Here is a 19,752-nt window from a genome sequence, read left to right as displayed (position 1 = left end):
CGGATCAGCGGGCCCGGACCGGCCCGGTGCTGGAACGCAACGAGATGGGCGGGCTGTAGAGGCGGTGTCGTGGCACGGCGCCGGGAGCCGCGATGATCTCCAGCAGGAGCGCCACCGCCTCGGCGCCCATCTCGACCATCGGCACGTCGGCGGCGGTCAACGGCGGGCGGAAATCCTCCGCCCAGTGCTGCGCGGCAACGCCGGTGACGGAGAAGTCGCGGGGCACCGACAACCCGGCGCCGGTCAGCGCGCGCTGCATCCCGGGCAGTGCGGCCTCGTTGATGGTGGCCACCGCGGTGACCTCCGGGTGCGTGGCGAGCAGCTGCTCCATGCACGCCTCGCCGGAGGCCGTGTCGTCGCCGCTGCAGACCTCCACGCCGGTCAGCCCCCGCTCCAGCGCCGCCGCACGAAAGCCGGCCAGCGCGCGATGGCTGGGGCCGTATCCGGCGGCCACCAGCTCCGCCGACCGGTTCACGAGGGCCACCTGCCGGTGCCCCAGATCGGCCAGGTGCTGCACGCACCGGGCGATCAGGCCGGCGTAGTCGATGTCGATCCAGCTCATCCCGTGCGGCTCGGCGGTCCGGCCGATCGTGACGAACGGCAGCCCGGCCGTGGTCAACCGGGTCACCCGGTCGTCGGCCAACCGGATCTCCATCAGGATCACGCCGTCCACCCGACGCCCGGTGACGATCCGTTCGAAGGACCGGTCATGGTCGCCCCCGGAGGGGGACAGCAGCACGTCGAGGTCGTGGCGGGCGGCCGCCTCGACGACGCTGGCGACGAAGCCCAGCTGCATGTCTGTCAAGCGCTGGCTGGCCGGCGGGATGACCAGCCCGAGGGTGCGGGTGCGCCCCTCCTTCAGCGCGCGGGCGCTGGCGTTCGGCCGGTAGTTCAACTCGTCGATGACCGACTGGATGCGTTGCCGGGTCCCCTCCGAGACGCTGCGTTTCCCGCTGAGCACGTAGGAGACGGTGCTGCGGGACACCCCCGCCCGACGAGCGATCTCCCCGATGTTCATCAATCGCCCTCGAATCGATTCTTGCCCCGACACGGGGACGCACCTTGCACCGCCGACCAGCATATCCGTCCTCAGGCTCATCGATCGACAACCAACGTGTGTCAACTAGCATTCATAGATGGACGACTATTAATGTCACAGGTATGACGTGTGACGTCAATCTCCGCACCGCACCCCGTCCCGCACCGGAAAGGATCCGATGAATGTGAAGAGAAAACTGGGTCGCCTGATGGCCGCCGCCGGGACCCTGCTGGCAGTTGTCGTCAGCGCCGGCGTCTACGTGGTCTCGGACAACCCGGGCGTCGCCCATGCCGCCGGCACCGGCCCGTGCGACATCTACGCCTCCGGCGGCACACCCTGCGTGGCCGCGCACAGCACCACCCGCGCGCTGTACGGCGCCTACAACGGCCCGCTCTACCAGGTCCGACGCTCGTCGGACAACACCACCCGCGACGTCGGCGTCCTCAGCGAGGGGGGCTACGCCAACGCCGCCACCCAGGACGCGTTCTGCGCCAACACCAGCTGCGTCATCACGATCATCTACGACCAGTCCGGCCGCAACAACCGGCTCACCCAGGCGCCGCCCGGCGGCTTCGCCGGCCCCGCGCCCGGCGGTTGGGACAACCTCGCCGACGCGAAGGCGGCCCCGGTCACCGTCGGCGGCCAGAAGGCGTACGGCGTCTACATCGCCCCCGGCACCGGCTACCGCAACAACAACACCAACGGCGTCGCCACCGGCGACCAGCCCGAGGGCATCTACGCGGTCGTCGACGGCACGCACTACAACCAGTGGTGCTGCTTCGACTACGGCAACGCCCAGACCAACAACCTGGCCGACGAACGCGCCATCATGGAGACCGTCTACTTCGGCGCCAACAAGCAGTGGGGCTACGGCGCGGGCGCCGGCCCCTGGATCATGGCCGACCTGGAGTGGGGGCTGTTCTCCGGGGTGAACGCGGGCTACAACAACATCGCGTCCATCAACCACCGCTTCGTCACGGCCATGGTCAAGGGCGAGCCGAACCACTGGGCGATCCGGGGCGGAAACGCGCAGTCGGGCAGCCTGACGACCTACTTCGACGGGCCACGCCCCAACGGCTACCACCCGATGAAGAAGGAAGGGGCCATCCTGCTCGGCATCGGCGGTGACAACAGCATCACCGGCCGGGGGACCTTCTTCGAGGGCGTGCTGACCTCCGGCTACCCGACGGCGGCCACCGAGAACGCCGTCCAGGCCAACATCAACGCCGCCGGCTACGCACCGGCCGGAGGCGGCAACCCGCAACAGAACATCCAGGTCGTGGGCGGCCAGTCCGGGCGCTGCGTCGACGTACCGAACGGCACCACCACCAACGGCACCCAGGTCCAGCTCTGGGACTGCATCAGCAACAGCACCGCGCAGCGCTGGACCTACACCGCCGGCAAACAACTCCAGGTGTACGGCAACAAGTGCCTCGACGCCAACGGCCAGGGCACCGCCAACGGCACCCAGGCCATCATCTGGGACTGCCACGGCGGCACCAACCAGCAGTGGAACCTCAACCCCAACGGCACCATCACCGGCGTCCAGTCCGGGCTCTGCCTCGACGCCAACGGCGCCGCCACCGCCAACGGCACCAAACTCATCCTCTGGGCCTGCAACGGTGGCAGCAACCAGCAGTGGTCCACCCGCAGCTGACCCACCCACTGATCGGTCGCGGCCCCCCCCCCCAAACACCCCGGGGGCGGGGCGACCCCCCCAGTGAGGGGTCGCGCCGCCCCCCGAAAAGCTGCGGTGGGGCGGCGCGCCCGACGACGTCTCACACAGACACTGTTGCTTTATATATCGTCGTGCGGTATATATCGTGCATGGACCTCAGTGAGCAGACGTTCCTGATCCTCTCCGCCCTCGCCGACCAACCCCGGCACGGCTACGCGGTGGTGACGGAGGTCGACCAGATGACCGACGGCAGGATCCGGTTACGCGCCGGCACCCTCTACGGAGCCCTTGACCGCCTCGTCGGCCAAGGGCTCATCGCCCCCGACCACGACGAGGTGGAGAAGGGTCGGCTGCGCCGTTTCTACAAACTGACCGACGCGGGGGCAGACGCCATCCGTGCCGAGAGTCAGCGGATGGCCGGAGCGGTCCGGCTCGCCGAGGAGCGCCTCAGCAAGCGTGCCGCCCGCAACGCTCCGCGCCTCGGGACCACCGGATGAACCCGGGCATGAGCAGTCTGGAGCGACGATATCGACGGCTGCTGCGGCTGCTGCCAGCCGCGCACCGCGCCGCCCGCGGGGAGGAACTGCTCGGACTGCTGCTGGACCTCGACCACGGCCGCCGGCACCCGAGCTGGCACGAGACGCTGCACATCATCGCCCTGGCGATCCGACTGAGACTCAGCACGCCCGCCACCACCACAGCCCTCACCACTGGCCTCAGTGCCCTGCTCGTCGCCGCCGGCACCCAGCCCGCCGGTCAGACCCTGGACCTGTTCACCGGCGCCGCCCTCGCCACCAACATGCCGGCCATCATCGCCAGCTGGCCGCAGCTAGTCGGTTTCGGCCTGCTGCCCCTCGCACCGCTCATCGCCTGGCTGTGCGGCGCGGCCCGGACCGCCCTCACCGTGCAGGCGATATTCCTGACGGCCATCGTCGGTTGGTACGTCGTCGATGCGCGCAACGGCGGCGGCATGGGCACCAATCTCGACCAACGGCTGTTCACCACCGCCGTACCGGTCTCGATCCTCGTCCTGCTCGCGATCGCCGCCCGCGAGCGGTGGACCGCGCCCCGGCCGCGCCTGTTCTGGTGGGCCCTCGTCCCGCTCGGGATCCTCGCCTGGAAAGGCACCGGAGCATGGGGACGCCACGGCGTCTATGTTCTCGACGCCGTGCCGACGGTCCTGGGGATCCTCGCCGCCGCCACCGCCGCTGTCGTCGCCGGCTTCGCGGTCCGCCGCCATCGGCCCGCCGTCATCGTCGGCGTCGGACTCACCGGCTTCCTGGCCGGATGGCTCATCCCCGACCCGCTTCTCGTCGACACGGCGATGCGGCACTTCGACGGTCAGCCGCTACCACTGGCAATCCTCATCGCGGTGATCGCCGCCATTGTTACCGGCATCGATCACCTCGCCCGCCGCCACCAGCCCGAGGTGCGGTTGCGACCCCGATGAACCCGTGCTGCGCTGGGCGCCAGCTTCGGGTCAGGCGAGCGGCGACCGCGGCGGAACACGATCCGCCGCGGTCGCTGGACCGCGCCGGATCACCGCAGCCACCTCGCGCAGGTCATCGTTGAGCTGGTGATCGCGCTCCGGCAGCCGGTGCAGACGTGCCTGCGGGATGACGTCGGCGTACCGGTCGGCGTGCGACGGTGGCGCCGTGTCGTCCCGGAGGCCGTGGAACACGTGCACCGGCACCCCGCGCGGCAGCCTCGCGCCGAGATCGGGTGGCAACTCGAACTCGTCGGCGGCCCAGCCGCCGGTGCCGACGAACGGGGCGGCGATCAGCACGATCGCGCCGAGCACCCGCTGTGGTGGCTGCTCGGCGAGGGTGTGGACGAGGATCGTCGCGCCCACCGAGTGGCCCACGACGACCGCCCCGTCGGCCAGCACCGCGATCTCCCGCCGGATGGCCGTACTCCAGGTGGCGTAGCTCGGGTCGTCCTCGTCGGGCATCCGCGGGTAGCGGACCTCGTACCCGTCCCCGAGCTCACGGCGCAGGCTGTCCACCAGCCGGTTGTCCCACTCGTCGTGTACGCCGGCACCGGCTCCCTGAATCACCAGGATCTGCGTCGCCATGCCGCTGTGTGCCCAACCCACGGGTGTCGCAAACGGGCGAACGGCTGCCGCCCGGTCCGGGTAGGTTTCGGGGCCGGGCGAGAGGCGAGGGCGCGTGGCCTGCGGCGGAGGTCGACCGATCGACCGCGGACGAAGCGCGCCTGCCACCCGGCTACCATCCGCTGGTGATCGAGGAACTGATCGGCAGAGCGGCGGACGGGGACGACGACGCGATCGAGGAGTTGACCGAGATCGGTGCCGCCGATCCGCAAAGACTGTCGCCGTACCACGCAAGCCTGCTCGACCTCGATCTGCTGTGGCCGGCGACGTTGTACCGGGCGGCGAACGTCGACGTGGTCAGCCGGGTCATCGAGCAGATCGACGGCGGGCGGACGCCGGACCGGCTCAACCACCTGCTCCTCATCCTGGCCCACAGCGGGCACCCGCTCGCCGAGCGTGCCCTGCGTCGCTGGTCGACGCAGCCGCCAGCCGGTGCGGACGACCTGCACGTCGGCGTGCTGAGCTATGCGCTCGAGGGCGGTTGGACGATCGGGCCGGACGGCAACCGCCGGGACCTGTGCGCTGACCTCGCGTACCGGTGGGTCATGCGAGACGGGCCCGCGCCAGCCGGCCGACCCACCTGCCCCTGGTGCACGTCACCCCTCTGGGTCGCCGCCGACCTGGACACCACCGACCCCACGATCCGCGCCGCGCTGGCACACACCGGCTGGTCCGGCCGCCTGGTCATCGAGACCTGCCACTTCTGCGCCTGCTACACGACGTTGTACAGCCGGGTCACGCCGGCCGGCACCACCGACTGGTGGGCTGACAACACCCGTCCGAGCTACCTGGGCGGTGACGTCGGGCCGGAGGACCCGCCGACACTGCTCCCGGTTCCGGGGCCGGCCCTGGCGAGCCCGTACCAGGCCAGCGCCTGGAACGAGGGTGGCTCGACACTGGGCGGCCGGCCCGACTGGATCCAGGACGCCGAGCACGCCGACTGCCCCGGCTGCGGCGAGCCGATGGACTACCTGGGCCTGATCGGGGGTGCCGACCTGGACGAGGTCGGCGAGGGCGCCTACTACCTGCACCTGCACCAGCCGTGCGGGTTCGCCGCGGTGAACTACCAGCAGAGCTGACCGCGGTCCGTGGCGACGGTCAGTCGGGTGACGCCGGCAGCCGCTCCAACCGGGCCAGCCCGGCCCAGCCCCGCTCCCGGACCAGGTCCAGCAGGCGCTGCAACCGCGGGTCGGCCTCGACGGCGAGCGCGTCCAGCAGGTCGAACGGCAGATCGTCCTGCCCCACCTCGCCGAGGTCGATCTCGCCCGAGGCGTACGCCTGCTCGGCCAGGCCGGCGATGAGGTCGGCGGCTTCCTCCAGGCGCGCGTCGTCGCCCGCGTCGCTGTCGAAGACCCCGGAAAGGATCTGGTACAGCCGAACGACCTGCGGGTCATCCAGCTGCGCGATCTTGCCGGGCATCCAGTCGCCGACGCGGTCGGGCCAACGGGCCGCCATCAGGATCCAGCCGTCCCGCTCGCCCGCCACCACCCGCTCCGAGGCCCCGATCTCCCGGAGCCGGTGGAGATAGGCGATCACCTGCGGCGGGAGTGCCAGCCGGTCCCCGGCGGCGAGTTGCGCGATCTGCTGACGGCTGGCCTCCAGTCGGGCGATCTCGTCGCGCAGCTGCCTGTCGATGTCGGCGACCGCGGCGGCGAAGGTCGGCGCGTCGGCCTCCAGCATCTGACCGATCTGGGACAGCGGCACCCCGGCGTTGGCGAGGATCCGAATCCGGATGAGGGACACCGCCGCCGTGGCCGTACCGCCGGTAGCCCGAGGAGTCCCGCTCGGGCTCCGGCAGCAACCCGATCTGGTGGTAGTGGCGCACCGCCCGCACCGTGACGCCGGCGTACGCCGCCAGTTGGCTGATCGTCAGCATGCGGTGATCCTGCCTCGCGGGTCGTCCGGCCCCACCAGAATCCGCATCAGGAGATCTTGCGGCGGTAGGTCAGGTTGGCGAACACGTACGCGACCACCAGGATCCCGACGCACCAGGCCAGCGCGGCCCAGATGCCGGCACCGACCGGCTTCTGCGCGAAGAGGTCCCGGATCGCGTTGACGATGGCGGTCACCGGCTGGTGCTCGGCGAAGGCGCGCACCGGGCCGGGCATCGACGCGGTGGGCACGAAGGCCGAGCTGACGAACGGCAGGAAGATCAGCGGGTACGAGAACGCGCTCGCGCCGTCCACCGACTTCGCGGTGAGGCCGGGGATCACGGCGATCCAGGTCAGCGCCAGGGTGAACAGCAGCAGGATGCCGGCGACGGCGAGCCAGCCCAGCACCCCGGCGCCGGTGCGGAAGCCCATCGCCAGGGCCACGAGGACGATCACGGCGAGCGAGATCAGGTTGGCGACCAGCGAGGTCAGCACGTGCGCCCACAGCACCGAGGATCGGGCGATCGGCATGGACTGGAACCGTTCGAAGATGCCGCCCTGCATGTCCAGGAACAGTCGGAAGGCGGTGTACGAGATGCCCGACGCGATGGTGATGAGCAGGATGCCGGGGAGCAGATAGTTCACGTACGAGTCGGAGCCGGTCTCGATCGCGCCGCCGAAGACGTAGACGAACAGCAGCAGGAAGGCGATCGGCATGACAGCGGTCGTGATGATGGTGTCCGGACTGCGGGCGATGTGGCGCAGTGAGCGTCCCAGCAGGACCGTCGTGTCGCCGAGGAAGTGCTTGTTCATCGTTGTTCCTTCTCCGTCTTCGTGCCGACGAGGGTGAGGAAGACGTCCTCCAGGGTCGGCTGCTTCTCCACGTACTCGACCTGGGCGGGTGGCAGGAGCTGCCTGAGTTCGTCGAGGGTGCCGTTCACGACGATCCGGCCCTCGTGCAGGATCGCGATCCGGTCGGCGAGCTGCTCCGCCTCGTCGAGGTACTGGGTGGTGAGCAGCACTGTGGTGCCGCCACTGGCCAGTTCCCTGACCGCCTGCCACACCTCGATGCGCGCCTCCGGGTCCAGCCCGGTCGTCGGCTCGTCGAGGAAGATCACCGGCGGGTTCCCGATCAGGCTCATCGCGATGTCCAGCCGGCGACGCATGCCGCCGGAGTAGGTCCGCACCCTGCGGGTGCCCGCCTCGGTCAGCGAGAAGCGCCGCAGCAGGTCGTCAGCGATCACGCCGGGCTCACTGAGGTGCCGCAACCGGGCGACCAGGACCAGGTTCTCCCGGCCGGTGAGGATCTCGTCGACAGCCGCGAACTGCCCGGTGAGGCTGATCGCCTGCCGTACGTCGGCGGCCTGGGTCGCCACGTCGAAGCCGGCAACCCGGGCGGTCCCCCCGTCGGCCTTCAGGAGCGTGGCCAGGATTCGCACCACGGTGGTCTTGCCGGCCCCGTTCGAGCCGAGCAGGGCGAAGATGCTGCCGCGCGCCACGTCGATGTCGACGCCGCGCAGCACCCTCAGCTGCTTGAACGACTTCTCCAGGCCGTGCACGTGGATCGCTGGTTGCTCGGCCTGCGCTGTTGGTGGCGGGATGCTCATGGCGTCAGCATGGAGGGTTGACGCAGCGTCAAGGTCAAGCCCGCAGGCCGCCGACACCACGGACCGCACGCCGTCGCGACCCTGACTCTTCACTTCGATGTCACCGCCCGCTCCCACTGGTGACGTGTCGCCGTCCGCCCGCAGGAGTTGGCTGCGAGCCATCGCACTTGTCCTGACCAGGAGCTGATCCGCGTGCCTTCCTCTCGTCGTACCTTCCTCGCCAGCGGCGCCGCCGCCGGCGTCGGCCTTGCCGTCGCGGGCGGCCTGCCGTCCCTGGCCCAGGCCAGCCCGGCCCGGCCGCACCCGCCGGTGAAGCCCGGCAACGTGCCCTTCCCGCCGCTGGTGGACGACCCCAAGGGAGTCCTGGCCCTGCCCAAGGGCTTCAGCTACACGGTGATCACCCGGACCGGCGTCACCCGGCTCGACCGCGGCCAGGGCGTGACCCCGTCGGACCACGACGGCATGGCCGTCTACGACGCCGGCCGTGGCCGGTACACCCTGATCCAGAACCACGAGATCGACCCGGGCGCCGAGTTCGGCGTGCCCCACGTCAAGGGGACCGTCTACGACGCGGGCGCGGTCGACGCCGGCGGTTGCACCGTGATCAAGACCGACCTCGCGGGCCGCAACCTGGGTGAGTTCGTGGCGCTCTCCGGCACCATCTCCAACTGCGCCGGCGGACCGACCCCCTGGGGCACCTGGCTCACCTGCGAGGAGACCGAGGACCGGGCCGGCGACAAGTGGGAAGAGGGCAGCCGCTCCGGCGTCTACCAGAAGGACCACGGCTACGTCTTCGAGGTGTGGGCCGACGGCAGCGCCGACCCGAAGCCGATCAAGTGCCTGGGCCGTTACTCCCACGAGGCTCTGGCCGTCGACAAGGACCGCACCCGGATCTACCTCTCCGAGGACGCCGACGGGCCCAACGGCCTCTTCTACCGCTGGACGGCGCCGCACGGCGTCAAGCTGGGCCCGGGCGTGCTCACCCGCCTCGCACCGAACGCCGGTGTCCTCGCCGCCATGCAGATCATCATGGACGACGGTTCGGTGCTGCCGGACGTCGCGTACCTGACCTCCGCCCAGTTGGGCCGCCCCTTCCCGGTCCGCTGGATCGAGGTGCCGGACCGCGACGCGCGCACCACGTCGGTACGCGAGCAGTTCGCCGACGGCCAGGTCACCCGAGGACGCAAGTTCGAGGGCGTGTGGGCCACCGACGAGGGCGTGTACGTGGTCAACTCGTACGCCTGGGACGAGGGTGACCTGCCGGCGGACGCGGCGCCGCACGACGGCATGGTCTGGTTCTACAACTTCAAGGACCAGACCATCCAGCTGGTGACGTACTTCCCGCACCAGACCCAGTCCGAGGAGGGCACGGCGGTCAGGTACACCGACCTCACCTTCGACGGCCCGGACAACGTGACGGTCACCCCGTGGGGCAGCCTCGTGCTCGCCGAGGACGGCTCCGGCGCCTCGCACGTGCTCAGCACCATCCCGGGCGGCCCGACGTACCCGATCGCCCGCAACCAGCTCAACGACTCGGAGTTCTGCGGGCCGACCTTCAGCGCCGACGGCAAGGTGCTCTTCGTCAACATGCAGGACCCGGGCCTCACCCTGGCCATCACCGGTCCGTGGGAGAAGTACCTGGGCTGACCGAGCCCGCACGGCGGGGGTCAGGCGACTCGCCTGGCCCCCGCGCTCACTCCACCTTGGTGAGAAGTGGTTTCCCCTTCTCGACGACGTACGTGGCCAGCTCGACAGCGATGCCGTCGCCGACATTGCGGGCCTGGTGGTGCACACCGTACGGAACGGTCAGCGCGTCGCCGGGATTGCACACCGCGGGCGGCTGCCCCTCAAGCCGGTATTCCAGCGTTCCCTGCAGAACGCAGATGATTTCCTCGCCGGGGTGAAAGTGCTTGAACGGTGGCGAATCCGGCGTGAACTCCACCCGGGTCTGAATGACCTCCCGTCCGGGAATGCTGAGGTCGTGCCGTTGCAGGTCGATCCGCCACAGCCCCGGCGCTGACTTCACCGCCGTGGGGCTGATCCCCGCAGGTCGATCCTTGCTGCTCATGACGGCCTCCTGTCAGCCGTCGGGCCGACGGCCACCACTGGGATTCGGTGCGTCCCCGTCGAGAATAGGTAGCCGTCGCCGATCAGGGGCGCGGATGCCGACACGGCGGCCCGATTCCGCGACGCTGGCGTTCCGCTCTCCGGCACGCCGCCGGGCTCACCGACGTCCCAGCAGCCCGCGTTCGGTCAGATGGGCGCGCAACGTCTCGGCGTCCTCGGCGGACATCAGCCAGCGCGGGATCACGGTCGCCGGCATCCGGCCGACGTACACGACCCAGAAATCTCCGACGTCGCGCACCTGGTCGACCCCGTCCCAGGCAATGCCACCGGACTCGGAGCCGCTGCGCATCATGATGTTGTCGTCGGTGATGTCGTAGGCGCCCGCGACGGCGTAGCGGCCGGAGCGGCGTCGGGCGCGGGCCAGCACCCACGGCCGGTACAGCATCGACAGCACGCCGGCGACGACCAGCGCGGTCCACAGCGGTGCACTCCGCTCACCCCACCCGAACCCCCGCGAGACGACGAGGCCGATGACCCCGACCGCCGTCAGGACCGCTCCGATATAGCCGAATCTGCGGAGCCGGACGGCGCCGAGCGCGGCGGCCACCCGGCCCGGGTAGGCGGGATCGGCGGGGACGTCGAAGCGGATGTGCACGCCAGAACGATAGTGCCCTCGTCCGCCCCGGGTAGCGCCTTACCCCGCCCTGCTCGGGACGAGGCCCGTGCGCGTCGTGGTGCGGCAATCTGGTGAGGTGAACCTCCACGAGCCCGCCGACGACGTCCGAACCCCCCGGGCCCAGGCCGGGTCCAGCCCGCAGCACCTTCTGACGACCCTGCTCGGCGAGTACCTCGACTCCGCGGAGGCCGACCTGCCGTCGACGGCGGTCATCGCGATGCTGGGCGAGTTCGGGGTCAGCGAGTCCAGTGCCCGTGCCGCGCTGTCCCGGCTGGTCAAGCGTGGTCTCATCGCCGTGCGGGGGAACCGCCGGCCGCCGGTCTACCACCTCACGCCGCAGGCGATCGCCAAGCACCGCTCCCGGATGCAGCACTTCCTGAACTTCGGCTCCCACCCGGCGTCCTGGACCGGCGAGTGGCTGCTGGCGTCCTTCTCCCTTCCGAGTTCCGGCCAGGCGGCCCGTCACGCGCTGCGCAGGTCGTTGAGCGCACTGGGCTTCGTGGGCCTGTACGACAGCGTGTGGATCCGGCCGGGGTCCGACGCCGCGCCGGTGCGGGAGGCGCTGCGTGCGTTGCTGCGGCACGTGGAGGGCGCCCGGTGGTCGGTCCTGCACGCCCGGTTCGACGAGGAGACCGGGCCACACGGCCCGGCCGCCGCGTACGACCTGACCGCTCTCGCCTCGGCGTACGCGAGCTTCGTCGCGCGGTACGCGCAGCTGCGGGCGGCCGCGCGCAACGGGGAGGTGGACGGGGCCCGGGCGTTGGTGGCGCGCACCTCGGCCATGGACTCCTGGCGGAAGTTCGCCGACGTCGACCCGGACCTGCCCGCGCATCTGCTACCGCAGCCCTGGCCCCGTCCCGAGGCGCGGGAGACCTTCCTGGACATCCACACCATGCTCGGCTCGCTCGCCCAGGCGCGTCTGATCGAGGTGATGACGCCGCACTGGCCGGAGGCCTCGTCGTGGATCACCCATTTCCGGGCGTCGAGGAACCCCTCGCGCCCGGAGCCGATCGGTGGCACAGCACGCGTCGGCTGACCGGTCGCGGCCGGTCAGAGCAGCCCAGACATTGACACTTTTCGTTACGAGAGTGATAGTAACTGCACACAGCTCCCATCAGATCGCCTGTGGGGACCGCGGCCGGGCGGTCGCCGGCGCTGGACGAGCGGGCAGTGGTGGCCGAGGGCACGGCCACCGCCCAGGCCGCGACGCGCCCCTGTCGACCAGACCCGTGGCCAGCGCCGACCACCTTCGTCGGGGTGCGGATGACACCACCCCAGGGAGCGCCACCGTGACTGTTTCTGGAGGGTTCAATGAGAAGGCGATCGAAGATCTACGCGGGCCTGGCGGCCGCCATCGTCCCGGTCACCTCCGTGATCATGGCGCTGAGCGGGACACCGGCGTCCGCCGCCGTCGGCGGCTCCGGCCCCTACCCGGCCGACTACGAAACCTCGACCACCCTTGCCAACCACACCATCTTCCGGCCCCAGACACTCCCGTCCGAACGCCTGCCCATCGTGGTGTGGGGCAACGGCGGCTGCTCGGCCAACGGCCTCTCCCAGGGCAACTTCCTCCGCGAGATCGCCTCCCACGGCTTCCTGGCCATCGCCAACGGCGCCCCGAACGGGTCCGGCTCCACCACCTCCCAGATGCTCACCCAGTCCATCGACTGGGCCGTCGCGGAGAACTCCCGGCAGGGCAGCAAGTACTACAACAAGATCGACACGAGCAAGGTCGCCGTCGCCGGCTTCTCCTGCGGAGGCTTGGAGGCGTACGCCGTCTCGAACGACCCGCGCGTCACCACGACCGGCATCTTCAGCAGCGGACTGCTGAACGACGCCGACGACTACCAGCTCCGGAGGCTGACCAGGCCGATCGCCTACTTCGTCGGCGGGCCCAGCGACATCGCCTACCCGAACGCCATGGATGACTGGGGCAAACTCCCCGCCGGCCTGCCCGCCTTCATGGGCAACCTGAATGTCGGGCACGGCGGCACCTACGACCAGACCAACGGCGGCGAGTTCGGCCGGGTCGCGACCCTCTACTTCACGTGGCGCCTGAAGGGTGACACCACCACCGGTCGCAACTTCGTCGGCGCCGACTGCGGTCTGTGCCGCAGCCAGTGGAGCGTCCAGCAGAAGAACCTGACGCTCGACGACGGCACACCGCCCACCACGCCGCCGCCGACCACCCCACCGCCCACCGGCACCCCCGGCTGCACCGCCGTCTACTCCGTGCAGGACCAGTGGAACGGCGGATTCGTCGCCAACGTCAGCGTCACCGCGGGAACCACCGCGCTGACCGGCTGGCGGGTCACCCTCACCCTGCCCGGCGGCGCGTCGGTCAGCTCGCTCTGGAACGGGGTCAGCAGCGGCACCAGCGGGACCATCACCGTCGCGAACCAGAGCTACAACGGGCGCCTGGCCGCGGGACAGGCCACCAGTTTCGGATTCCAGGGCACCGGCACCGGCAGCGGAGCCACCGCGAGTTGCACCGCAAGCTGACCACGTCGCTCGGCGGGCCGGCGCCCTGGCACCGGCCCGCCGAGGGTGCGCGACGGTCCGGCGGATAGGGAAGACTCGCCGGCATGGCTGATCTGAGCGACATGAAGGCTGCGCTGCACCTCTACCTTCGAGGGACCCGCGATACCCTCATCTGGAAGCTCGACGGGCTCAGCGAACGCGAGGCCAGGCTGCCCCGCACGGCGACCGGCAACAACCTGCTGGGCGTCCTCAAGCATTGCCTCAATGTCGAAGCCGGCTACTTCGGGCCCACCTTCGGCCGCGAATTCCCGACCCCTGGCGAGCTGGTCCCGCTGGCGGCGTTCGACGACGACCCCCAGGCCGACTGGTACGCCCGGGAAGACGAGACGAAGGACGGTCTGATCGACCTGTATCGCCGGGTCGGCGCGTTCGCCGACCAAACGATCGACGAGCTGCCACTCGACGCGCCGGGGCACGTGTCGTGGTGGCGGCCCGGTGCGCAGGACGTGACGCTGCACAAGATCATCATTCATGTGACCTGCGATCTCGCCCGTCACGCCGGGCACGCCGACATCATGCGCGAACAGCACGACACAACGATCGGCCTTCGGCGGGACAGCACCATCCTCCCCGACGGCTTCGACTGGCCGGCCTACGTCAGCAAGCTGACGAAGCTGGCCGACCGCTTCGCATGAGCGGGATACCCGTCGACGGCGAGACGACCTCGCCCGGATCGAAGCGGCGTCCGTGGGCACCCCACCGGCCGGCCTGCGCCGCTGGGAGGTCGCCGTCGCCCTATCGGCCGGTGACGTGTCGTTCGTCCACAACCGGCCCGGCAGGACGAGCCGTGACCGGCCACCTAGGATCGGCTGACCGTCGCCGGACACGAGGAGCATCCCGGAGATGACCCTGCTGGAGCGGCTGCACCGAGCCGGCATGCGTGAGGTGGTGACGGTGCAGCCGGTGACGGGCGGCCGCCCGTGACGGGATCGACGTCCGTCGAGATACCCCGCGAGCGGAGCTGAGGTCGGGGGCTCCACTACGGTGCCCCCTGGAACGGGGGTGGACCATGGCACCGGAGGTGTCGCCGCGAAGGGCCGGGGCGGTGCTCGTCACGCTCTCCCTCGCCGCGTTCGCGTTCATCACGACCGAGCTGCTGCCGGTCGGTCTGCTCACCCACATCGCACCCGACCTCGGCCGGTCCCGCTCACAGGTGGGACTGCTGGTCAGCGGGTACGCCGTGGTGGTGGTGCTGGCGTCCGTGCCGCTGACCCGGTTGACCCAGCGGATCCCCCGGCGGCAGCTGCTCGGCGTCACGATGCTGCTGTTCGCCGCCGCCAACGCCGCCGCCGCGCTCGCCTCGACGTACACCGTGCTGGCGGGTGCCCGTCTGGTCACCGGCCTCGCCCAGGCGCTGTTCTGGTCCGTCGCCACGGCGACGGTGATCGGGCCGTTTCCGGTCGCGGTGCGCGGCCGGGCGGTGGCCCTGTTCGCGACCGGGGCGACGCTCGCCCCGGTGCTCGGCGTACCCCTCGGCACCTGGCTCGGGCAGCAGGCCGGCTGGCGCGCCGCGTTCGCGGTGCTGGCCGGGGTCGGTCTCGCGATCGCCGCCGCAGTGGTGGTCCTCCTTCCGTCCTATCCCCCGGCCGCTGGTGGCGCCGCCCGGGGCTCCGCGCCGGACGGGCGTCGCTTCGCGGTGTTGTTGATCGCCACTGCCCTCGGCATCGGCGGCTTCATGACCCTGCAGACCTACGTGACACCGTTCCTGCTCGACGTCAGCGGCTTCGCCGACGCGGTGCTGGCACCGCTGCTGTTCGTCTCCGGCGCGGCCGGGGTCGTCGGCACCCTGGTCGCGGCGCGGACTCTGGACAGCCGACCGATCGCCTCGCTGCTGACGCCGCTGAGCATCGGCATGGTGTCGCTGCTGGGGCTGTACGCGCTCGGCGCGCTCAAGCCGGGTGTGGTCGCGTTCCTCGCCGGGATCGGCCTCGCGTACGCGGCGTTCGGCTCCGCCGTGCAGAACCGGATGCTGCACCTGGCCCCGGGCAGCACCGACATCGCGTCGGCCGGGGTCAGCATCGCCTTCAACACCGGCATCGCCGGCGGGTCACTGCTCGGCGGTGCCCTGCTGCCCACCTCGGGGGCCCGCCCGCTGGCGCTCGTCGGCGGGCTGCTGGCGCTGGCCGCGCTCACCCTGCTCGCCGTGGACACGCGTCGCGGTCGCGCCGTCGGACCAGCGCCGACCGATCCCACCGCGTCGCGTCGCACGCTCCGCCGTCGAACGGTCAGCCACCGGCCCCGCTGACCACCGCCATCATGATCAGGGTGCGCCGCCGCCGCCGGCTCATCAGCGCGAAACAGGCGGTGAGCACCACCAGCTCCAGCTCGGCCCACTCGCCGGTGACGTCGACGCGGATCGGCCCACCCCGTCGGCCGGGAAGCCGCACCGCCAGGCGGTGCCCGTCGCGGACCAGCTCGCCACCGCAGTGGCCGGGCGTCCAGCGCGCCACCCCGCCCGGCCCCGGCACGTGCGAGCGGCCCGGGTCGAGCCGTACCGGCACGCCGTGCTCGCCCCGGGCGGCGAATCCGATCCGTCGGCGGCCGGTCGGTTCGACCGTCCAGCGGCCGGTGCCGGTGCGGATCTCGCCGCACCGCCAGGTCCAGCCGGTACGCAGCGAGGCGCGCGACCCGGGGTCGAGGACGAACGCCCCGTCCTGCTTGCGGACGGTCAGCGCGGTCACCGGTCCGCCCCTACCGGTCGGGGCCGGGGCAGGCCGAGGATGAGGACGAGGCCGACGCTCAGGTGCAGCAGCGCGAGGGTCGCCTTCGCTGCCCCGCCGACGCCACTGGGTGGCCCGACCACGAGCGACAGCAGCAGGACCGCGACCGCGGTCGAGGTCCACCAGACACGGGAGCGGTCGATGCGACGTTCCAGCACCGCGAGCAGCGCCCAGCCGGCCAGCGCCGCGACCGTCGCGGCGACGATGACCGCGCCCACAGTGACCTGTCGGGTCGAGCCGCCGGACCTGACCGACAGGTCGACGCCGGCAGCCGAGTGCAGCAGCGCGAACTCGGCCACCGCCACCACGATCGCGCCGGCCGCCACGATGGCCCGTACCAGGGGAAGGTTCTTCGTCATGGCCTGAGTCTGCGGACCGGGCCGGCCCGGACGCGTCGGTCCGGACGCCGCGACGGGTACGTCCGCCGGCGGCTCGGCGTACTACCAAAGGAGGTGGTCCGGCCCGCCACCAGCGCAGTAGCGTGCGCGATGTGGATGCGGCGGCGTGCGAGGTCGAACCGCCCGGGGCGTGGCGATTCGCTCAGGTGGGCGTGACGACAGCGGCGGTCGGTGTCCTCGTCGCGACCATGCTGTGGTCCGCCACCCGGTCCAGCTCCCCCGGACTGGTCGGCGTCGACGTCGCGCTGGCGGTGGCCGCCCTGATCCTCGTTCCGGTGGTCATCCTCCGCCCACGAACCGGTGGTGTGCTGGCCGGCGTGCTCGTCGCGCTGTCCCCGGTGGCCACGCCGGTGGCCAGCTTCGCGGTGCTGTTCCTCGCCCGCAACCGGCCGTTTCGGCAGGCGGCGGCGGTGGCGGCGATCAGCGTGGCGGGTGAGGCGGTGCAGGCGTTCTGGCGGCCGGTGCCGAGCCTGCCGTACGGGTGGCGGCTGGTGCTGATGACGATCGCGTACGCGGCCCTGTTCGGCTGGGGCACCTGGGCGCAGGCCCGCAACGCCCTGTTGGCGGAGCTGCGGGACCGGGCCCGGCGGGCCGAGCAGGAGCAGGAACGGCGGGTCGACGAGGCGCGGGCGGCGGAGCGCGGCCGGATCGCACGGGAGATGCACGACGTGCTGGCCCACCGGCTGTCACTGCTGGCGGCGGCGGCCGGCGCGATGGAGTACCGGCCGGACGCGCCGCCCGAGCGGCTCAGCGCCGCCGCCGGGGTGATCCGGGCCAGCGCCCATCACGCCCTCGACGAGCTGCGCGAGGTCATCACCCTGCTGCGCAGCGACGACGCCGAGTCGCCGACTGACGCGCCACCCGGGCAGACACTCGCCGACCTGCCGCGCCTGCTCGACGAGGCGCGGGCCGCCGGGCAACGGATCGAGGTGAACGACCCGCTCGGCCCGCCGGTCGAGATTCCCGCCGCGGTGGGCCGCACCGCGTACCGGATCGCGCAGGAGGCGCTGACCAACGCCCGTAAGCACGCCGCCGGGCAGCCGGTCCGGCTGGTGCTCGGCGGCGCGCCCGGCACCGGCCTGCGCATCGCGGTGAGCAACCCGACCACGCCTGACGGCGGCGCCACCGGCAGCGCCGGTACGGGTCTGATCGGCCTCGCCGAACGGGCCGCGCTCACCGGTGGTCGGGTCACCCACCACGTCGACGCCACGGGCCGGTTCCACCTCACCGCGTGGCTGCCGTGGCCGACGTGACGGGACCGGTCCGGGTCGTGATCGTCGACGACGACCCCCTCGTGCGGGGGATGCTCACGCTGATGCTCGACGGGGCGGACGGGATCGTCGTCGTGGGCGAGGCCGCCGACGGTGCCACGGCGATCACCGCGGTGGACCGGCACCTGCCCGACGTGGTGCTGATGGACATCAGGATGCCCGGCGTCAACGGCATCACCGCCACCGAACGCCTGCGCCGCCGCCACCGTCCCCCCGAGATCATCGTGCTCACCACCTTCGACACCGACGAGCACGTGGTACGGGCCCTGCGAGCCGGCGCGAGCGGCTTCCTGCTCAAGGACACTCCACCCGAGCAGATCAGCCAGGCGGTCCGCGCGGTGGCGGCCGGCAACCCGATGCTGTCGCCGGGGGTGACGCGCCGGCTCATGCAGCGGGTCGCGTCGGGAGCCGAGACCTACGAGCAGGCGCGGGCGCGGTTGGCGGTGCTCACGCCCCGGGAACGCGACGTCGTGCTGGCCATCGCGCACGGGCGTTCCAACGCCGAGATCGCCGGCGAACTGCTGATGAGCGTGACGACGGTGAAGGCCCACGTCTCGCACATCCTGACCAAGCTGGATCTCGACAACCGTACCCAGATCGCCCTGCTCGCCCACGACGGCCGGCTCCTCTGACGCGAACCGGTGGTCAGGCCAGCGCCGCCGGCAGGACGAGGACTGCGAACCGGAGCAGCCGACCGGACAGGCACACGACGACGAACTCCCAGCGTCGAAGGCCTGCGGTGCCGGCGGCGAGGCTGACGACGGCCAGCGGCGGAACCCCCACCGTGGCGGAGACGAGCACGGTCGGCAGGGCGGTGCGGCGGCGGGAGAGCCAGCGCCGGATCGGCGCAGCCCACCGTGCCGTCCGGGCCACCGCCCGACCTGATTCGCCGCGCCGCGCGAGCGTCCGGGCCAACCACCCCGATCCGCGTCGCGCCGATTCGAACAGGAGCAGCTTGCCGACGGTCTGCCCGAGCGCCAGGGCGAGCACGGCGAGGAGGGCGTGCCCGCCACGGTGCCCGGCGACCACCGCGTACGCCTCGGCGTTGACGACCGGGACGAGCGCCGAGGCGAGACCGTAGCCGAGCGCCACCGCGGCCTCGGCGAGGCTGTTCACGCCCGGCCGTCCCGGTGGAGCAGCCGGACCACCGCCGCGACCGACCACAGCTTCACCGCGACGACGGCGACGGCGACGCCCAGCGCGAGCCGGTACTGCCCGAACGCGATGGCGCCGATCACCCCGGCGGTGTTGGCGACCTTGGCCAGCGGCGACCAGTTCCACGCCCACACCCGCCGGTCGACGAGGTGGAAGTAGTTGGGGCTGAGCACCGGCCAGCACAGGAACGCCAGCGACAGCATGGTGTCCAGCACCAGGAACGAGAGCAGAAAGACCACCGCCACGACCGCGACCTCAGGCACGAGGGCGACCAGACCCCCGCAGAGTACGGCGGTGCAGGCGCGGTCGCTCACGATGTCGAAGACGGCACCGGCTCGGGTTTCCTGGCCGAGTCGACGGGCGGCCCAGCCGTCGAGCACGTCGCCGACCCAGTAGATACCGTACGATACCGCCATCAATGCCACCGAACCGGAGACGAGGGCGACAACACCGACGGCGACAGCGGCGACCGTACGAACGGCGGTGATGTAGTTGGGAACCGTACGGAAAGGGCCGACGGTGAGGGCGGCGCGGGAGTCAACGAGAGTCACCCCCGCAGGTTCGTCCGGTGAGCGGTCGCGCGGAACGTGCCGCGGTGCCGATCTGGGCGCGCGGG

Annotated in this window: 21 protein-coding genes and 1 pseudogene; 11 read left to right on the top strand and 11 right to left on the bottom strand. The window is 71.4% G+C overall.

Annotated elements, in window-relative coordinates:
- Nucleotides 1–4 precede the first annotated feature (4 nt).
- Nucleotides 5–1,018: a LacI family DNA-binding transcriptional regulator gene (locus tag QCZ28_RS24335; RefSeq protein ID WP_210857605.1), complete on the bottom strand. Its 1,014-nt coding sequence runs from the start codon at nt 1,016–1,018 to the stop codon at nt 5–7.
- Between the two features lie 199 nt (nt 1,019–1,217).
- On the opposite strand from QCZ28_RS24335, the gene QCZ28_RS24330 reads away from it, so the two are divergent.
- The 3 genes from QCZ28_RS24330 (at nt 1,218) to QCZ28_RS24320 (ending at nt 4,167) form a co-directional block, all read left to right on the top strand.
- Complete coding sequence (locus QCZ28_RS24330) at nt 1,218–2,696, top strand: arabinofuranosidase catalytic domain-containing protein (RefSeq protein ID WP_279518824.1); 1,479 nt, start codon at nt 1,218–1,220, stop codon at nt 2,694–2,696.
- 170 nt (nt 2,697–2,866) lie between these two features.
- Nucleotides 2,867–3,214, top strand: coding sequence for a PadR family transcriptional regulator (locus tag QCZ28_RS24325; RefSeq protein ID WP_279518823.1), 348 nt, complete (start codon nt 2,867–2,869; stop codon nt 3,212–3,214).
- Between the two features lie 8 nt (nt 3,215–3,222).
- Nucleotides 3,223–4,167, top strand: coding sequence for a hypothetical protein (locus QCZ28_RS24320; RefSeq protein ID WP_279518822.1), 945 nt, complete (start codon nt 3,223–3,225; stop codon nt 4,165–4,167).
- 30 nt (nt 4,168–4,197) lie between these two features.
- Here QCZ28_RS24320 and QCZ28_RS24315 read toward each other — a convergent pair whose 3' ends face one another.
- On the bottom strand, nt 4,198–4,791 hold the full coding sequence (locus tag QCZ28_RS24315) for an alpha/beta hydrolase (RefSeq protein ID WP_279518821.1): 594 nt from the start codon (nt 4,789–4,791) through the stop codon (nt 4,198–4,200).
- Nucleotides 4,792–4,955: 164 nt separating this feature from the next.
- Here QCZ28_RS24315 and QCZ28_RS24310 point away from each other — a divergent pair, with 164 nt between their 5' ends.
- Nucleotides 4,956–5,909, top strand: a complete 954-nt coding sequence (locus QCZ28_RS24310; protein WP_279518820.1) for a hypothetical protein — start codon at nt 4,956–4,958, stop codon at nt 5,907–5,909.
- A 19-nt stretch (nt 5,910–5,928) separates the two neighbouring features.
- Here the strand turns inward: QCZ28_RS24310 and QCZ28_RS24305 are convergent.
- From QCZ28_RS24305 to QCZ28_RS24295, 3 genes and pseudogenes are all read right to left on the bottom strand, one after another.
- A pseudogene (locus QCZ28_RS24305) lies at nt 5,929–6,706 on the bottom strand (MerR family transcriptional regulator).
- Between the two features lie 46 nt (nt 6,707–6,752).
- The gene (locus QCZ28_RS24300; protein ID WP_279518819.1) at nt 6,753–7,514 is read right to left on the bottom strand and encodes an ABC transporter permease; all 762 of its coding nucleotides are present in this window, start codon (nt 7,512–7,514) and stop codon (nt 6,753–6,755) included.
- The gene (locus tag QCZ28_RS24295) at nt 7,511–8,308 is read right to left on the bottom strand and encodes an ATP-binding cassette domain-containing protein (RefSeq protein WP_279518818.1); all 798 of its coding nucleotides are present in this window, start codon (nt 8,306–8,308) and stop codon (nt 7,511–7,513) included. The genes QCZ28_RS24300 and QCZ28_RS24295 overlap by 4 nt, the downstream gene beginning before the upstream one ends.
- Before the next feature lie 192 nt (nt 8,309–8,500).
- On the opposite strand from QCZ28_RS24295, the gene QCZ28_RS24290 reads away from it, so the two are divergent.
- On the top strand, nt 8,501–9,955 hold the full coding sequence (locus QCZ28_RS24290; protein ID WP_279518817.1) for an alkaline phosphatase PhoX: 1,455 nt from the start codon (nt 8,501–8,503) through the stop codon (nt 9,953–9,955).
- A gap of 46 nt (nt 9,956–10,001) precedes the next feature.
- On the opposite strand, the gene QCZ28_RS24285 is transcribed toward QCZ28_RS24290, so the two are convergent.
- Both QCZ28_RS24285 and QCZ28_RS24280 read right to left on the bottom strand, forming a co-directional pair.
- Nucleotides 10,002–10,376, bottom strand: coding sequence for a cupin domain-containing protein (locus QCZ28_RS24285; RefSeq protein ID WP_279518816.1), 375 nt, complete (start codon nt 10,374–10,376; stop codon nt 10,002–10,004).
- 156 nt (nt 10,377–10,532) lie between these two features.
- Nucleotides 10,533–11,030 carry a YcxB family protein gene (locus tag QCZ28_RS24280; RefSeq protein ID WP_279518815.1) on the bottom strand — a complete coding sequence of 166 codons (498 nt, stop codon included), beginning with the start codon at nt 11,028–11,030 and terminating at the stop codon, nt 10,533–10,535.
- A 97-nt stretch (nt 11,031–11,127) separates the two neighbouring features.
- Here QCZ28_RS24280 and QCZ28_RS24275 point away from each other — a divergent pair, with 97 nt between their 5' ends.
- From QCZ28_RS24275 to QCZ28_RS24260, 4 genes are all read left to right on the top strand, one after another.
- Nucleotides 11,128–12,087: a PaaX family transcriptional regulator C-terminal domain-containing protein gene (locus tag QCZ28_RS24275; protein ID WP_279518814.1), complete on the top strand. Its 960-nt coding sequence runs from the start codon at nt 11,128–11,130 to the stop codon at nt 12,085–12,087.
- Between the two features lie 275 nt (nt 12,088–12,362).
- Nucleotides 12,363–13,553, top strand: a complete 1,191-nt coding sequence (locus QCZ28_RS24270) for a cellulose binding domain-containing protein (RefSeq protein WP_279518813.1) — start codon at nt 12,363–12,365, stop codon at nt 13,551–13,553.
- Between the two features lie 83 nt (nt 13,554–13,636).
- On the top strand, nt 13,637–14,227 hold the full coding sequence (locus QCZ28_RS24265; RefSeq protein ID WP_279518812.1) for a DinB family protein: 591 nt from the start codon (nt 13,637–13,639) through the stop codon (nt 14,225–14,227).
- A gap of 374 nt (nt 14,228–14,601) precedes the next feature.
- Nucleotides 14,602–15,837, top strand: coding sequence for an MFS transporter (locus QCZ28_RS24260; RefSeq protein WP_279518811.1), 1,236 nt, complete (start codon nt 14,602–14,604; stop codon nt 15,835–15,837).
- Here the strand turns inward: QCZ28_RS24260 and QCZ28_RS24255 are convergent.
- Nucleotides 15,818–16,273 carry a hypothetical protein gene (locus QCZ28_RS24255; protein ID WP_279518810.1) on the bottom strand — a complete coding sequence of 152 codons (456 nt, stop codon included), beginning with the start codon at nt 16,271–16,273 and terminating at the stop codon, nt 15,818–15,820. The genes QCZ28_RS24260 and QCZ28_RS24255 overlap by 20 nt on opposite strands.
- Nucleotides 16,270–16,671, bottom strand: a complete 402-nt coding sequence (locus QCZ28_RS24250) for a DUF6069 family protein (RefSeq protein ID WP_279518809.1) — start codon at nt 16,669–16,671, stop codon at nt 16,270–16,272. The genes QCZ28_RS24255 and QCZ28_RS24250 overlap by 4 nt, the downstream gene beginning before the upstream one ends.
- Nucleotides 16,672–16,793: 122 nt before the next feature.
- On the opposite strand from QCZ28_RS24250, the gene QCZ28_RS24245 reads away from it, so the two are divergent.
- Both QCZ28_RS24245 and QCZ28_RS24240 read left to right on the top strand, forming a co-directional pair.
- Complete coding sequence (locus QCZ28_RS24245) at nt 16,794–17,963, top strand: histidine kinase (RefSeq protein ID WP_279518808.1); 1,170 nt, start codon at nt 16,794–16,796, stop codon at nt 17,961–17,963.
- Nucleotides 17,951–18,613, top strand: a complete 663-nt coding sequence (locus QCZ28_RS24240; protein ID WP_279518807.1) for a response regulator transcription factor — start codon at nt 17,951–17,953, stop codon at nt 18,611–18,613. The genes QCZ28_RS24245 and QCZ28_RS24240 overlap by 13 nt, the downstream gene beginning before the upstream one ends.
- A 13-nt stretch (nt 18,614–18,626) precedes the next feature.
- Here the strand turns inward: QCZ28_RS24240 and QCZ28_RS24235 are convergent, their stop codons facing one another.
- Nucleotides 18,627–19,097: a hypothetical protein gene (locus QCZ28_RS24235; RefSeq protein WP_279518806.1), complete on the bottom strand. Its 471-nt coding sequence runs from the start codon at nt 19,095–19,097 to the stop codon at nt 18,627–18,629.
- The gene (locus QCZ28_RS24230) at nt 19,094–19,687 is read right to left on the bottom strand and encodes a CDP-alcohol phosphatidyltransferase family protein (protein WP_279518805.1); all 594 of its coding nucleotides are present in this window, start codon (nt 19,685–19,687) and stop codon (nt 19,094–19,096) included. The genes QCZ28_RS24235 and QCZ28_RS24230 overlap by 4 nt, the downstream gene beginning before the upstream one ends.
- Nucleotides 19,688–19,752 lie beyond the last annotated feature (65 nt).

Origin of the sequence: Micromonospora sp. DH14, assembly GCF_029809455.1 — a bacterium.
Classification (GTDB): Bacteria; Actinomycetota; Actinomycetes; order Mycobacteriales; family Micromonosporaceae; genus Micromonospora; species Micromonospora parva.
This window is presented reverse-complemented; position numbering and strand designations above follow the sequence as displayed.